Below are 15,038 nucleotides of genomic sequence, written 5' to 3'. Positions count from 1 at the left end.
AGGTATCTGCCTCACGGCGAGGCAGATACCTGTCTTCGTACCTAGCTCGCGGTCACCGCTTCCTGGCCTTCGTGGTCGAGTTCGTCCAACGGACGCTCGCTGCCCGCGACCATGGCACTGAGCAGGTTCCGGTAGTACTGCGGGAGGCGCTCGACGAGGTCGGAGTCGACCAGGTCGGCCGCGGCCTCGAACTCGCACCGGAATCCGTCCGTGCTGTCCACGATGTTCAGGGCCAGGGGATTGCCGGTGTGGATGATCGGCAGAGGGTCGGCTTCCGAGACGGTGAGCCCGTCCATGGGGGGCACCACGACCTGGCGGTAGAACGACATCGACGTGGTGAACAAGGCGCTGCGCAGACCCGCCCCGGGCGGGGAGAAGTCCGTGATCAGGTCCGCGAACGGGTAGTCCTGGTGCTCGAGTCCGGTGACCAGTTGCGTGAGCACCTCTGCCACGTAGTCCCCGACGATCATGTCCTCCGGTCGGCGCAGGCGCAGCGGCAGCAGGTTCGAGCAGTATCCGACCACCTGGTCCAGCTCCGGCGGACGCCGGGCGGCCGCGACCGGCACCAGGACGTCGTCCTGCCCCGTCAGCCGCTGCAGCAAGGCCCCCCAGGCCGCCACCAGGTAGGCGAAGACCGTGACGCCCTCGTTGCGGGCGGCATCGCGCATCTCACCGCAGAACTCGGGGTCGAGGAGAAGACTGTGCCGTACCGCGCGGTAAGGGAACGCGCTCGGCTGCCCCGACGACGGCAGTTCCAGCGCGGGAGCGTCCTTCAGGAGGGACCGCCAGAAGTCGCGGTGCTCGACGGCGGTGGGGCCGGCGGCGACCCGCTGGTGCCAGGTGAGGTAGTCCCGGAACTGCGCGGCCGGCGGCAGTTGGGGGCTCGTGCCACGGCACCTGGCGTTGTACATGGCGGCGAGGTCGCCGAGCAGAACGCCGTAGGACCAGCCGTCCACGATCGCGTGATGCACCGTCAGCAGCAGCAGATGCCGTTGCGGGCCGACCTCCACCACAGCGGCGCGGAACACCTCCCCGTCGACCGGGTCGAGCGGCCGTTCGGCCCAGCTCCGCTGGAAGCGCCTGAGTTCGTCCTCGTCCCCGCAGGTGTGCTCGGTCAGCACCTCGCTCGGAGGGGTCTTCGAGGCGGGACGGACGACCAGCGTGTCACCGTCCGAACCGAACGTGGTCCGCAGCGTCTCGTGGCGGGCGACCAGGTCCCGCACCGCGAGGCGCAGCGCGTCATGGTCGAGCGGGCCGTCGAGCCAGAACCCGACGGACATCTCGAAGGCGGGCACGGCGCCCTCGTCGAGGGCCCGCAGCTGCCGCTGCGCGCGGGTACCGCGTGGCGCCACCGCATGAGGCACGGCACCGGCCGGATTCGTACGGCTGCTGCCGAGCAGACCGTGGGCCCGCAGCTCCTCGACCGATTCACGTACCGCGGTACGGATGTGGTCGAGGTCGGCCTGCTCGTGGGCGGTGGACAGGAAGAAGTTGCGCAGCTCCCAGACGAACACGCCACGGTCGAGCAGGTTGAAGTAGAACGGGTCCATGTTCGCCTGGTGCTCGAACTTGAAGAGCGAGGAGAACCTGTGGACCTCGATCGGCACGTCGAGCTCGCGGAAGTCGGCGTTCAACTGGTCCGCGAACGTCGCCGTCGTGCGGTCGAGGTTCCGTTGCAGTTCCGGTCCCTCTGCGCGGAGGTGTTCGAGGACCGCCTTGGCCGTCGCCATGGTCAGCGGATGCTGGTTGAACGTGCCGCCGAAGAAGGTGGATTCCACCCGCGGGCCCGAGTCGTCGCCGAAGTTCCAGACGCCGCCGTCGATGGAGTCCATGACCCCACCGCGTCCGGCGATCACGCCGAGCGGCATGCCGCCTCCGACGATCTTGCCGTAGGTGGCCAGGTCGGCCTCGATGCCGTACAGCCCCTGGACACCCGCCGGATGACAACGGAAACCCGTGACCATCTCGTCGAAGATGAGCTTCGTACCGTGCCTCCTGGTGATCTCCCGGACCGCGCGCAGGAAATCGGGCTTCTGCACGCCAGGAGTGCGCAGCGTCACCGGCTCGGTCAGAACCGCGGCGAGTTCCGCTCCGTGCTTGTTGATGAAGTCGAGAGCGTCGTCGGAGCCGAACTCGAGCACGGACACGTTCTCCACGGCATGCGGCGAGACGCCCGGTGTGAGCGGTCGGGTGCCGAACACGCCGTTCTCATGGGAGGGCACGGCGAGCACGCTGTCGAAGTGGCCGTGGTACGCGGTGGAAAAGACCACGATCTTGTCGCGGCCGGTCGCCGCCCGTGCGAGCCGGACCGCGGTCATGACTGCTTCCGTGCCGCTGTTGAGGAAGGCGACGCGCTCCATGCCGGTGAGTTCGAGTATTCCGGCGGCGACTTCCTCGACCAGCTGGGTGCGCGGCCCGAGGCTGAAACCGACGTCCAGCCGCTCGCGGATGGCCGACATGACGACGGGTGGATTGTGGCCGAGGAGGTGGACGCCGTATCCCAGGGTGAGGTCGACGTACTCGTTCCCGTCGATGTCCCACAGCCGTGAGCCCTGCCCGCGCTCGGCGACGATCGGGTACAGCATCTCCTTGGTCGAGGGCCGAAAGCCGACAGTGGACCGACTGTCGGCGACCAGCGTCCGGAACCGCTGGGCGAATTCCTTGGAGCCCTTGGTCCGAGCGCCGAGACGGTCGGCGAGCTCCTTCAGGTAGCGGGCGCGCTCCGGCGTCTCCACGGGGCTGATCGCGCTGCTCCGTGCGCCGGGTGCGAGCGGCACCACCGACCTCGCCGGTGCCGGCCGCACAGGGGAGAGCGCCGCGGGCGCCGACGCGCCTGCTCCGGACGCGGGCCCGGTGGCCGGGCCGGCCGTGGGGGCCGGTTCGTTGCCCGCCAGCAGCTGGAGCTGGCGCTGCATGACCAGGAGCTGTTCCTTGATCAGGTCCTGCACGGCCGTCGAGACGCCCGGCACCGAGGCACCACCTGGCGTCGGCAACGCGGTCGATGATGCTGCGACTGTTGGTGCGCTGTCGATCGGCGCCACCGGCGAGAGTGCCGGTACCGATGCCGTGTCAGCTACGGCGGCTACGGAACTTACGGCAGCCATGGCATCGGTGGTGGACACAACAGCGGGCGAGGGCGGTACCGTCCGCGCTCCCGGCAGCTTCTCCGCCGGTGCGTGCGCGAGAAGGTACGCGGCGAGGTCGGGCAGGGTCTGGACGTCACCGAAAAGCTGCCGGAGCGGCACTTTGCAACTGTAGCGGTCCTCCAGGCGCTGCAACATGCCGAGCAGCGACATCGAGTCCCCGAGTTCCGTGAGCGGGAGGTTGGGGTCCAACTGTTCGGGCTGGATGTCGAAATAGTCGCCGACGACGGTGGCGAGTTCCTGGAGCAGGGGTTCCACTGTGCTCTCCTCGTGGTCGAACATCAGGCTGTTTCCCTTCGGCGGCCGACGCGGCGGTGGGACGGCGCTGCCGTTCGTCCCGCGGCCAGGCTTGCCGCGAGGCGGTCGATCGTCGGGTTTGCGAGGAGTTCGACTGCCGTCAGCGGCACGCCGAGCCCTTCCTCGATGCGCCGGGCGAGCCTGACCGCGAGCAGCTCGTCGCCACCCACGTCGAAAATGCTCAAGTCGTACCGGTTGATCTCGGTCCGCAGCACTTCGGACCACAGTTTCGCCAGCGCCCCCTTCAGCTCGTCGCCACTCAGCTGCTGCTTGGGCCTGGGGGAGGCGAGGGCGGGGCGCACCGGCTCCGTGAGGGCCGACGGCTGCTGGATGCGGCGGTTCGGGTCGGTCGTGGAGACCGAGAGCAGGGACGGCATGTCGGAACGCAGAACAAGGTCAAGGACGTTCTCACGCTGTCCTGGTGGCAGGGAGTCGTCCCAGTCGATGTCGATCACTCCGTCCATGCCCGATGCCTGGGCATGGAGGAAACGGTCGGCCGCCGCTTGCCACGGGTCGCCGCCGCCCGGCACGGAGTTGAGGGAGCCCATCGTGACGCCGAAATCGACGGGCGTGTCGGCGAAGATCTCGGCCAGCACCAGCGCTCCGCGGACCCTCGGGGCGAGGGCCTGCCGCCAGGCCGCCCGGTCGGTGGGGTCGACCCCGCGGTCGGCCTGGTCGTGTGGCGCGCCGGCACAGTGGAACCATCCGTCGATCCGGCCGAACCGCTGATGGGCGGTGCCGACCAGCTCCCGCATCGCCCCCGCGTCGGTGACGTCGACGGACGCCGCCATGACGGTGGCGCCGAGGCGTTCGACGCCGCGGACGGCCTCGATCTTCCGGCTGACCGGATCGGCTGCTCCGTGCTCGGCGATCCACCTGTCGAACGCGTCGGGTCGCGGCAGCGGGGACTGCCCGGTGAGCACCAACTTGGCCCCGGCGACGCGGGCCAGGTGGCCGGCGAGGGTCAGACCCATCTGCCCGAGACCGCCGGTGATGAGGTACACACCGCCGGGGCGCAGCCGACTGGTCGGGACCGACGGGCCGGGGCCGGCCGCTGCGGGAACGAGATGCCGCGTCCAACGGTGCCCGTGCCGGAACGCGACCGGGGCCCCGGTCGGGGCGACGATCTCCGCGAGGAGGGCTTCCGGTGTGAGGGTGCTCCCGCCGATGTCGATGCTTCGACAACGGAGCCCGGCGAATTCATGGGATATACGGTTCAGCGCGGCTTCGGTCATCGCGGCGGCGGGCGCGAGGGTTTCACCGCCCGTGATGTCGTGCACGTCGCGGACTACCACCCCGATGTGCGCGCCTTCGTGGCCCGGACCACGGGCGAGCCGCCTGGCGACGTCAAGAACGGAGAACAGCCCGAGGTCGCAGGCCTGGTCCAGACTGTCGGTCGCGAGGTGCCCCGGAGCGATGTCGAGAGACCAGAGATGCACGACCCGCTCGGGGGCCAGCCCATCCACCGCGAGCGCGTCGAACAACTTCTCGTAGTCGCCGGAATTCGTGGGATCGACGACGAAGGAAGCGGCGTCGACTCGGCCGAAAGCACCACCCTGACGTACGACGACCACGGCGGCGCCTCGTTCGCGCAGGGACCCTGCGAGCGAGTCGCCGACCCCACCGGAGTCCCCGAACAGCAGCCATGGGCCGGCGGGCACCGTGCCTTCCGCGGGCGCGCCCGGTCCTTGGCCGAGGCGCTGCCATGACGGTGTGTACAGCCACCCGGCCGGATTCTGACTACGGCGCGGCTCTTTGTGGCCGGAGGCGGGAGGCGGTTCGAGACGGAGGAAGGTGCGCCGCAGCGGGTGCACCGGCAGGGGGACGCGGCGCCGCTGTCCGCCGTACCAGCCGGTCCAGTCCACCGGCACGCCTTCGGTCCACAGTCGTGCCGCGACGGTCAGAAGCCTGGCGACGGGCGGCAGGGCCTGTTCGTCGTCGAGGCCGGAGCCTGCCGGGAGTACGGAAGGGTTGCCGACAGCCACGACGGTCGCGCCGTCCGCCGCGCGGCCGGTGAACGCCTCGGCCAGCCGGTCGCCCTCCCAGACGTCCCGGGTCCAGTGCAGCGGGTCCAGCACCCGCTCCTGCGGCAGTTCACCGCCCACGACGGCCGACAGGAGGTGAATGTCCGGAACTCTCGGGCGCACCTCGGGGGCCTGGTCGGTCAGTCCCGCTCGCCAGGACAGCAGTGCCAGTGCCTCGGACGGTTCGAGGACGCCGGCGTAACAGGCCGCGAGGAGTTCGCCCACCCCAGCCCCTCCGACCGCCGCCGGCCGGACACCGGACTCCGTCCACAGCGTCGCGAGCACCTGGCTCGCGTTCACCAGAGCCGCCAACGAGTCGTCCGCACTCGGGACGGCACCCCCGGAAGACCGCTCCGCGATGTCGGCGACCGCGGGCAACTGTGCGACCAGCGCACGGAACTCCTCGGCCGGGACGTCGCCGAAGAGGAACGACACGGCCGGGGTGGTCTCCGCCACCCGCCCGCCCGCGCTCCCGCCTTCGGTGAGCGCACGCAATCCGGCCGCGGCGGTAGCGCGGTCCGCCGCGGTGACGGCGTAACGATGTGCATGGCCGCGACGGCCCTGCCGCAGCGTGAACGCCACGTCGGCGAGCTCGGGTGCCTCCGGCCCCTCCAGTACATCGGCCAGCCGACCGGCCAGCTCTCGCAGCGCCAGGTCGCTCGGGGCACTCACCGCAAGCGTCTGCGGGCCGCCGGTCGTCGCCGGCCGGCCGGGGAGCGGGGGTGCCTCCTCCAGGACGACATGAGCGTTCGTGCCGCCGATACCGAACGAACTCACTCCGGCCCGGCGGGGGGTCTCGCCCGACGGCCAGGCCATCGGCAGGGTGTTGATGTGGAACGGGCTGCCCACCAGATCGATCTGGGGGTTGGGCCGTTCGAATGCCGGGTGACCCGGGATCTCCCGGTGCCGCAGCGCCAGCACCGCCTTGATGAAGCCGGCGATTCCCGCCGCTGCGGCGAGGTGCCCGACATTCGCCTTGACCGAGCCCAGGGCGCACTGGCCCGGCCGGGCACCGCCGTCGGCGAAGGCCTCGCTCAGCGCGGCGAACTCGATGGGGTCGCCCAGCACCGTGGCGGTGCCGTGCGCCTCCACGTACGTGATGGTGTCGGCGTCCACCTCCGCCACCGCCTGCGCCTCGGTGATCACGGCCCGTTGCCCGCCGATGCTCGGAGCGGTGTAGCCGATCTTGTCGGAGCCGTCGTTGTTGATCGCCGAGCCCTTCACCACCGCGAGGATCTGATCGCCGTCCTCGATGGCCTCGGCCAGCCGTTTCAGGGCGACAAGCCCCACCCCGTCACCGAAGGTCGTCCCCGCTCCGTCGGCGTCGAACGGCCGGCACCGCCCGTCCGGGGAGAGGATCATCCCCTCGCTGAAGACGTAGCCCGGATAGCTGTTGGCGATGACCGACACCCCGCCCGCCAAGGCGATGTCGCACTCACCTGTGAGCAGGCTCTGCACGGCCAGATGCACAGCGACCAGCGACGTCGAACAGGCGGTCTGCACGTTGATGCTCGGCCCGTTGAGATCCAGCTTGTACGAGATCCTGGTGGTCAGGTAGTCCTTGTCGTTGGCGATCATCAGCTCGGTGCCGGCGTAACCCAGCGGGTCACAGGAACGAGCCACGACATTCGTCAGGTACGTGTTCATCGACGCGCCGGCGAACACGCCGACGGCCTGGGCGTCCGCTCCACCCGAGTAGCCGATTGTCTCCAGCAGCTCCCACGCGACCTCAAGCAGGACGCGTTGCTGCGGATCGAGCAGTTTCGCCTCACGCTTGGTGAAGCCGAAGAACTCGTGGTCGAAGTCGAACGCGTCCGGCAGGACCGCGGCCCGTCTGACATAGGCGGGATCACGCAGCACTCGCTCCGGCGCCCCGGCAGCCGCGAGTTCGGCGTCCGTGAAGGTGGTCAGCAGGTCGTCCCCGGCACGCAACCGGTTCCAGAACTGAGCCAGATCCCCGGCGCCGGGGAACCGGCCGCACATGCCGATCACGGCCACGTCATTCTGCCGAGCCGTCGGATCGGCCATGCCACCGTCAGACATCGTTGCCCCCATCGGTGTCCTGGACACGACGCTCCCGCGCGCGCAGGCGAGCGCTGCGGGCCGTTCCGCCCGCCAACTGGGCGCGTCTGCTGGACGCCCGGCCCCGGCCAGGGTCCGTGACGGCCCCGAGGCCGGTCTGGCCGAGGCGCCGGGCCAGACCGGCCACGGTCGGATAGCGGAACATCTCGTTGACCTTCAGCGGCGTCTCCGCGGCTTCGTCGGCGAGCATCTCGTGCACCTGCATCAGCAGCATCGAGTTGCCACCGAGATCGAAGAAGTTGTCATCCGGCCCCACACCCTCGCGCCCCAGCACCTGCCGCCAGACGGCCGTGACACGCTGCTCGACACCCCGCGGAGCGGTGCCGCTCTGCGCAGCCGCCCCGACGGACTCGCGCACCGCGGCGGTGCGCCGGCTGATGCCGGGGGTGACTTCGGACGCCATCGGCAGCTCCGCCACACCACGACCGGCGTTCGCGAGCGCGGCCCGCAGCAGCGCCAGATAGTTCTCGGTCACCTGACGAGCCGCCTGGGCCGAGAAGACGGACGTGCGGTACTTGAGCAGCCCGACAAGCCGGTCGCCGTCGTGCACGACCTCCAGCACGAGCTCAAGCTGGTCGTCCTGCTGGTCCAGGCGGAACGGCACCGCGGTCAGCCCGGCCCAGCCGGCCGGCGCCGCGCCGTCGTCAGCCACGTACAGGCCCGCCAGCGCCGGGTACCGGCTGGGTTTCTGGTAGCTGAACATGGCCTGGAAGATCGGGTTACGGTCGTCCACCCGGCGCGGCGCCAGCTCGCCGACCAGCAGCTCGAACGGGTAGTCCTGGTGCTCCAGCGCCTCGATGACGGTACGGCGAGTGCGCCCCAGCTGCTCCCGGAACGACACCGCGTCGCTCAGATCGGCGCGCAGCACGACGGGGTTGACGAAGTTTCCGACGCACTCGGCCATCGTCGGACTGGTCCGGCCGGCGAAGGGGGACCCCACCAGGACGTCACGCTGACCGGTGTAGCGACTGACGAGGACTTGAAAGGCAGTCAGCAACACGGCGTAAGGAGTGACCCCTTCCTCCTTGGCCAGCGCGAACACTCGGTCGGCGAGCTCCGCGGAGATGGGGAACAGGATCGAACCGCCCCCGTCGGCACCCGGGTCGAGTTCGAAGCGGGGCCATTCGGCCGGCTCAAGTCGGCCGGAGAGCTGAGCGTGCCAGTAGGCGCGAGCCTCGCTGCCCTTCTCCCCCTGGATCAGCTCCCGCTGGTGGGCGACGAAGTCGCTGTAGGGGATGTTGCGTCCGAGCAGCTGCGGCGGACGCCGTTCGGTCTCCGCGAGGTAGAGCTGTTCGAGCTCCGCCAGGATGACACTGAGCGACCAGAAGTCGCACACCACATGGTGCACGGCCAGCAGCACCACAGCCTCTCCCGGCGCCACCGAATACGTCCGTACGCGGACCAGTGGCCCGGTCGAGAAGGCGAACGGTTCGCGATAGGCGCGGCGCACCGCGTCCTCGGTCTGCTGCTCGTCCCACTGGCTCGCGTCCACTTCGGCGAAGTCGGGTTCGAGCCACCCGTGCACTGTCTGGCCGTCGGTGCCGTGGAAGGTCGTACGCAGGGCCGCGTGCCGTCCGAGGAGCGACGACACCGCGCTGCGGAACGCGGCAGAGTCGAATCCGCCGGTGAACCGGGCGGTGAACCCGACGTTGTAGGACGCGCTGTCCGGATTCATCCGATGCAGCAACAGAAGCGGGCGCTGGGCGTACGAGAGCGGGTACTCGGTCCGCGCCTGGCCGGCGCGTGCCCGGAGTGCCGCCTCCAGCTTCTTCCGTATCGCCCATTGCTGAATGTCGTCTTTTTGAATGTCGTCGGCGGTCATGAGGTTCCGTCCTGGTCGGCCAGCCAGGGCAGCAGCGCCTGGATCTGGTCCTCAGTCAGTGAGTCGAGGTTGGCCAGGAGGCGTTCGGCCTCCTCCGGTGAGAAGGGCTCCACGGCGGTCGGCGCGGCCGTGGACGCGGCGGCTTGGGCCGGGGCGTCGAGCATCAGGCGCTCCGACAGCTCATTGACGAGCAGACGCAGGGCCTTGCCTTGGAGGAGACCGGTGAGCGGCAGGTCGACGTCCAGGTCGCGGAAGATCTGGCCGCGTACTTCGACCGCCACCAGCGAGTCGAGCCCGGCTTCGTGGAGGGAGAGGTCCTCGTCGATGGCTGCCTCAGCCAGGCCAAGTCGCGTGGCCAGCATGACGCGCAGGTAGGCGAGCACCAGCTCGCGGCGACGTTCCGGCGTGGCGCCGAGCCAGTCCCGCCGCAGCCGCCTGACCGCCTTCGCCCCGTCCCCGGCAGGCGTTCCCTCACCCATGGCGACCGCGCGCCCAGTGGGGAACCGGTCCAGGTAGCGGGACCAGTCCATGGAGAAGACCCCGTACTGAGCACCGGGCCCGGCCAGGAGCCGGTCGAGCGCGGCGTATGCCGGCTCGGTCTCCAGTGGGGTGAACCCACCCTCCAGGAGCCGAGCCTGGAGCCGTTCGCTCAGTTGTGCCACCATGCCCGCCTCCCACGGCCCCCAGCCGACACTGAGGGCGGGGAGTCCCAACCCGCGCCGGTAGTGGGCGAGCCCGTCGAGGAAGGCGTTGGCGGCCGCGTAATGGGCCTGTCCCGGGGCCCCGAGCAGGGCGGCCGTGGAGGAGAACAGGATGAAGTGCTCAAGGTCGAGATCCAGGGTGGCGCGGTGCAGGTGCCAACCACCGGCGACCTTCGGGTCCAGGACCGACTGGAAGCGGTCCCAGCTCAGCTGCGACAGCACCGCGTCATCGAGTACGCCGGCCGCGTGGACGACGCCCTTGAGGCCTCCCCACTCCCGCTGCGCCCGCTCGACCAGCTGGTTGACCGCGGCCTCGTCCGTGACGTCCAGGCCGGCCAAAGTGACCTTCAGCCCGGACTGCTCCAGCTCGCGGACCTGCTCCTCGACCCGCGCCTCTTCGGCACGCCGTGACGCGAGTACGACGTGACGCACCCCGCGTCTGCCCAGCCACGCCGCGGTACGCAGACCGAGCGCTCCGGTCCCCCCGGTGATCAGGTAGCACCCGTGGCCGCTCAGTCGGCCAGGACGTGTCGGCAGCCCCGACTCGCGGTGCAGCGTGGGCCGGTAGAGCAGCCCGTTGCGGATCGCGGCTTCAGCGCCGGGCCATGCGGACGGCAGGTTCAGCGCGCCGGTGACGTCCCGTGGGTCCACGTCGAGCAGCCGCACGTTCAGCTGTGGTGTTTCCAGTGCCGCACTCCGGCCAAGGCCCCACAACATCGACCCGTAGGGGTCGCCGACCTCGGCGGGCTCGCGTACGGCCACCGCACCGCGGGTCAGCAGCACCACGGAATCGGGCGTCCAGTCCGTGCGCTCGGTGCTCTGCACGAGCGCGGGCACACTGCCGCAGGCGGTGCGGGTGTTCTGGGCGTCCAGGCCGAGGCAGTTCAGCACGCTCGCCGGCCCGGTCTCGCGGAACAGCTGGACCAGTTGATCCGCGTCGGTGGGATCCAGCGCGAATCGATGATCGTCGAGGCGGGCGAAGGCCGTGCCCACCTCGGCGATCACACACCGGCTGCCCCGTGCCTCCATAGCTGTGACCGCGTGCCGCCAGCGCCCCTGACGGTCGGCGAGCACGATCCACGTGCCGGTCGTGGGCGACGTGTCACCGGTCGCCTCGGTCAACTCCCAGGTGTCGGAGTAGATCGCGGCCTCGGGCGAACGGAAGGAGACCGTTCTCAGCTGGAGGCCGACGAGCTCGACCAGCGGGTTGCCTTCGCGGTCGGTCAGTGAGACGTCGGCCAGTGCTCCGCAGGCATCGGCCTCGCGGTGCCGGACGAGCGCGACACCTGATGCCGCAGCGTGGTCGGAGGGGTGGAACACGGCCCGCTCGATCCGGAACGGCAACAGCACGTCGTCCTCGGGGGCCGCGCGGACGATCCGTGCCGCGATCGCCAGCTGAACGCAGGAGTCAAGCAGTGCCATGGTCCGCTCTCGCGGTGAGTCCGCCGCGAAGCCGAGGTCGCCGGAGCTGTCCTCACCGTCCAGACGCAGCTCTTCGATCCACTGGAACGCCGGGCCGAACCGGAAGCCCGCCGCCTCGAACAGCGGGTAGAGCTCAGCCGGGGAAACCGGCCGGCCGGCGAGGTGCGCCGACGGATCCGTTGGTTGTGCGAGGACGTCAGTCCGTTGGATCCGCCCCTCCGCGTGCACCTGCCAGGACTCGTCGGCCAGCGGGTCGTCCGCGTTGGTCAGGCTGAGCGACTGCGCGACGAACCGGTGGTCCCCGGTCGGGGTGAGCACAAGCTGGAGTCGGCGTTGCGCCGTGTCGACCTCCAGCGCTCGTGGGAAGACCAGATCCTCGATGACCACAGCGGAGTCGTCGCCGGCCACAGCCTCCACCAGGCAGGCAGTGTGGTAGGCCCCCGGCACGACGAGGCGGCCGGAAATCTCGTGATCGGCGAGCGCCCGCGGAGCCGTCGCGGCCACCGTGGTCTCGTAACGCCGCTGCGTGGACTGCGGCAGCGCCAGCCGGCTCAGTTCGGGCAGATTCCCGGCCGGTTGAGCGGACAGCTCGGCGCCGGAAGACGCCGTGGCGACGTGCGGGAGTACCGGTGTGGTCCAGTGCCGGGTCCGGGCGAAGGGATAGAGAGGAGCGGAAGCCTTGCCCGCCTTCAACGGGGCGTAGTACGCCGCCCAGTCGACCGGTGTCCCCGCCCTGTCCAGGCGTGCCAGGTGGGTGAGCACGGTGACCGGGTCCGGGGTCCTGGGGGCGAGGCCGGGCAACCAGACGGCACCGTCGTCGGATTGGACGCGCCCGGAGGTGGTGAGGGTCCGGCCCGGGCCCACTTCGAGGAAAACCGTGCATCCCCCGCCGAGCAGTTCGCCGATGCCGGGCGCGAATCTGACCGGTGAGGTGAGCTGCCGTCCCCAGTACTCCGCACCGAGCTCGGCACGGCCCGCCCAGGTGCCGGTGAGGTTCAGCGTCATCGGTACGACAGGCCGCCGGTGGGGGATCCGGCTCGCGGCCTGGACGAGTGCGGGGACGGCCGGGGCGACCAACGGCGAGTGGAAGGCGTGCGTCGTCTCCAGAGGGATCGTGGCCCAGCCCCGCTGTCGGAACTCCGCTTCCAGTTCGCTCATCTCGGTGTCCGAGCCGGAGACCGTGATCCGTTCCGGCGCGTTGTACGCGGCGACCGCCGCCGAACCGCCCTTGGCCTCGACCAGCCTTTCCAGCTCGGCCACGTCGGTACAGCCGACGGCGACCATCCGGCCGCTGCCGGGAACAGCCGCGAAGGCGCGGCCGCGCGCGCAGACCAGTTCGAGCCCTTCCTCGACGTCGAACACGCCGGCCACGCAGGCGGCCGCGTACTCGCCGAGGCTGTGACCGACCACCGCGTCCGGCCGCACTCCGCACGCGGCCCAGAACTCCGCCAGCGTGACCTGTAGGAGGAAGACCGCCGGCTGGAGCAGCTCGGCCCGCGTCTGGGCCGCGGGGTCGGCGAACACGTCGAGAGGGCCGACCCCGGTGAGGCGGCGGAAGGTGTCCGCGTACCGGTCCAGTGCCACGCGGAAGGCCGGATGCTCTCGGTAGAGTTCGACCGCCATGCCGGCGTACTCGGAGCTCTGACCGGGGAAGAGGAACCCGACCCTCGGATTGGCGCGGCCGGATTCACCCGTGTCCGCCGGCCCGGTTCCGTCGCGCAGCCACGACTCGATGCGCTCGGCTGCCGCGTGCTCGGTGTCCGCGACGACGCTGAGCCGGTGGCGCAGCGCGCGGCGACCGACATGACTCGTATGGGCCAGGTCTGTCAGGGCCGCGTCCGGCTCGCGCAGGCGGTTCGCCCACCGGTCCGCGAGTTCCCGCAGCGCGTCCGCGCTCCTGGCGCTGATCGTGATGAGGTCGTGCCCCGGACGTCGGCCCGCCCGCGTGCGTGCCGGCGCCTGTTCGAGCACGGCGAAGGCGTTGGTGCCGCCGATGCCAAGGGAGTTGACCGCTGCCCGGCGGGGAGTTCCGGGCAGGGGCAGCGGCGCCGGGTTGACGAACAGGCTTGTGTCGTCCAGTTTCAGCCTGGGGTTCGGCTCCGTGAAGTACGGGCTGGGCGGGATCTGCCCCCGGTACAGGGACAGTGCGGCCTTGATCAGGCCCGCTATGCCCGATGCCGCCTCCATGTGCCCGATCAACGCCTTCACCGAGCCGATGGCGCAGGGAGCGTCCTGTCCGAAGAGCTGCTTCAGCGCGCCGATCTCGGTGGGGTCGCCGAGCGGTACCCCGGTGCCGTGCGCCTCGATGTAGCCGATCGTGGCGGGATCGACGCCGGAGACGTGGAGCGCCTGACGCATCGCGGCCAGCTGGCCCGGCAGGCTCGCGGCGCCGTAGCTCGACTTGCCGCCTCCGTCGTTGTTGATCGCGGTTCCGAGGATGGTGGCGTAGACGGTGTCACCGTCGCGCAGCGCGTCGGCGAGGGGCTTGAGCACGACGGCGCCCACGCCGCTGCCGAAGATCGTTCCCTGCGAGCCGACATCGAAGGGGCGGCACCGGCCGTCCGGCGACAGGATGCCGCCCCGGCGGTGCCAGTACCCGGTGGCCTGGGGGAGCCGGATGTTCACGCCTCCGGCCAGTGCCGCGTCACACTCGCCGCGCAACAGGCTCTGGACGGCGAGGTGCACCGCGACCAGCGAAGTGGAGCACGCCGTCTGCACCGTCAGACCGGGCCCGGTCAGATTGAGCTTGTACGACACCCGCGTGGCGAGAAAGTCCTTGTCGGTCCCGAGCTGTTCGAGTGAGGCCGTGGGATCTTCCAGCGTCCCGCCGCTGTTCAACACCTCGGGAAGGTAGCTGGTGAGAACACCGCCGCTGCCGGCGAACACACCGACCGAGGTCCCCGTCCCGGCCTCGGTGCGCAGGCCCGCGTTCTCGAGAGCGTGCCAGCACGTCTCCAGGAAGATCCGCTGCTGAGGGTCCATCACGGCGGCCTCGCGGCCGGAGATGTCGAAGAAGGCCGCGTCGAACAGGTCGACGTCGTCCATCGACGCGGTCGCCTTCACGTAATCAGGGTTCGTCAGCCACTCCGGGTTCACACCAGCGCGCAGCAACTCCTCGTCACCGAGGTCGCGTATCGCCTCGCGTCCGGCCAGGATCGCGTCCCAGAACCGGTCCAGGTCCGCGGCTCCGGGGAAACGGGCGGCCATGCCGACGATCGCGATCGGTTCCCCGCCCGGTTCGCGCAGCGTCATGAGGGCTCGCCGGCACCGAGTCGGGGCAGCACGACCGGGTCGTACGCCTGCAGCAGGTCACCGACCGTGCGCACACTGGTGAAGGGAACGTCGTCGGAGAACGGGTCGGTGTCCAGTTCCATCTCCAGTACGGCGACGAGCCGCGCCAGGTGCAGCGACTCAAGGCCGAGCTGATCGACGAGCAGCTGGTCCTCGTCCACCTGCTCGACCGGTCCGGCCACCTCGTTCACGATCTCGAGCAGTGCGGCTTTGACCGTGTCCCGCTTGTTCATTGGAATCACACTCCGTTCATATG

Annotated in this window: 5 protein-coding genes; all 5 read right to left on the bottom strand. The window is 70.3% G+C overall.

Features of this window, described 5'->3' with window-relative positions; genetic code table 11:
• Window positions 1-41: 41 nt before the first annotated feature.
• Genes AB0959_RS16550 through AB0959_RS16530 form a run of 5 tightly spaced genes read right to left on the bottom strand, consistent with a single transcriptional unit; the run spans window position 42 to window position 15,015 of the window.
• Complete coding sequence (locus AB0959_RS16550) at window positions 42-3,425, bottom strand: aminotransferase class III-fold pyridoxal phosphate-dependent enzyme (RefSeq protein WP_366827100.1); 3,384 nt, start codon at window positions 3,423-3,425, stop codon at window positions 42-44.
• Window positions 3,425-7,507 carry an SDR family oxidoreductase gene (locus tag AB0959_RS16545; protein WP_366827099.1) on the bottom strand — a complete coding sequence of 1,361 codons (4,083 nt, stop codon included), beginning with the start codon at window positions 7,505-7,507 and terminating at the stop codon, window positions 3,425-3,427. The genes AB0959_RS16550 and AB0959_RS16545 overlap by 1 nt, the downstream gene beginning before the upstream one ends.
• Window positions 7,500-9,368, bottom strand: coding sequence for a condensation domain-containing protein (locus AB0959_RS16540; RefSeq protein ID WP_366827098.1), 1,869 nt, complete (start codon window positions 9,366-9,368; stop codon window positions 7,500-7,502). Before AB0959_RS16540 ends, AB0959_RS16545 begins: the two co-directional genes overlap by 8 nt.
• Entirely contained in the window at window positions 9,365-14,743 is a 5,379-nt protein-coding gene (locus AB0959_RS16535) for a type I polyketide synthase (protein ID WP_366827097.1), read from the bottom strand. Before AB0959_RS16535 ends, AB0959_RS16540 begins: the two co-directional genes overlap by 4 nt.
• Entirely contained in the window at window positions 14,740-15,015 is a 276-nt protein-coding gene (locus tag AB0959_RS16530) for a phosphopantetheine-binding protein (protein WP_366827096.1), read from the bottom strand. Before AB0959_RS16530 ends, AB0959_RS16535 begins: the two co-directional genes overlap by 4 nt.
• Window positions 15,016-15,038: the final 23 nt, after the last annotated feature.

Source organism: Streptomyces sp. NPDC046862, from assembly GCF_040704615.1.
Lineage (GTDB): Bacteria > Actinomycetota > Actinomycetes > Streptomycetales > Streptomycetaceae > Streptomyces.
The sequence above is the reverse complement of the archived record's forward strand: the minus strand, read 5'-3'. Positions and strand labels throughout refer to the sequence as shown.